The following is a 1,019-nucleotide window of genomic DNA, read 5'->3' on the forward strand; positions in this document are numbered from 1 at the left end:
AAGCCCGAAACAGTGGCGGTGACGTCGACATGCACGGACCCGAACAGATGCAGGAGGGCGGCCTGAGGCGTATAGGCGCCCTTGACGGCTGCCGAGGTCCGGCCGTCCATAAGGATTGGGTCGACAAGGACCGGGCACCCGGTCTGCCGGCCCAATATCTCGATGGCGCGGGCCAGTGGCATGGATGGAATGTTCACCGGCTGCTTTTCTGTCTCGCACGACAGCACATCATGCGGCGCATGAGCCGATGCCTGCGAGGCCATTCCGACCAGCAGCATGAGGACGAGACCCACAGCGACGTGTGGTCTCTCCCTCTGCCGAAGGCGCCGAGGTTGTTTGGCCGTCTGTTCCGCTCGCTCCGTCTCTCCGGCGGAATGCGACCAAACTGGCCTCATTGTCCCCAGTGAACGGGGCACGGGGGGATGGTTATTCCAATAGTGCTGAAGCGCCTTCAGGTTGAGAAAATGGATAAAACTCGACATCTCCCTGTTCTTGCTGCTTTTGATTTCATCTTCAGAGACGCGGGGCCTCCGATGCAAGGCCCCGCTCCACCCTCTCATTCGTGCGGTCGTTCCAGAAAAGATGGTGCTTCCGCTCGGAGAAGGCGTTTCTGATCTACCCGGCGCGGTCAGTGCCTTACGCCGCGACCGGAACTGGCGGTACGGCTCTTGCCCGCATGGGGAGACGGAACGCGAGATCAGAAGCCAGGGGATCACACCCGGCAGGGGCGACCGCGCCCGCCTGGACCAGGCGTTCCAGCGTGGAGCGAAGTCTGATCCCCGGTATACCGGTATGGGCCACCAGAGACGTCAGCGTCACGCCACGTCCGTCATGACCGAGGCGGCGGAGCACGGAGAGGACACGCGGAGCGAGCGGATCGTCTCCGAAAAGGGGGCGCGTTACCATGATACGCCTCCCTCCAGTCGGTTGCGCCATCTCCGGGCGGCTGTACGCAAGGAGCGGCGATAGCGGGAATAAAGTCCTTTCAGTGTCGACATCCACATCCTCCGATTAAAGCA

Annotated in this window: 1 protein-coding gene and 1 pseudogene; both read right to left on the reverse strand. The window is 62.2% G+C overall.

Annotated elements, in window-relative coordinates:
• Positions 1 to 278: pseudogene (locus tag HK23_RS14810) on the reverse strand (hypothetical protein); the annotation flags it as partial.
• A 358-nt stretch (positions 279 to 636) separates the two neighbouring features.
• A complete protein-coding gene (locus tag HK23_RS12780; RefSeq protein ID WP_061487159.1) occupies positions 637 to 906 on the reverse strand; it encodes a hypothetical protein in 270 nt (89 codons plus the stop codon).
• Positions 907 to 1,019: the final 113 nt, after the last annotated feature.

Origin of the sequence: Acetobacter malorum (genome assembly GCF_002153605.1) — a bacterium.
Taxonomy (GTDB): domain Bacteria; phylum Pseudomonadota; class Alphaproteobacteria; order Acetobacterales; family Acetobacteraceae; genus Acetobacter; species Acetobacter malorum_A.

Excerpts from the sequence above, each read along its gene's own strand:
- HK23_RS12780 (WP_061487159.1), bottom strand. The coding sequence starts at position 906 with ATGGTAACGCGCCCCCTTTTCGGAGACGATCCGCTCGCTCCGCGTGTC.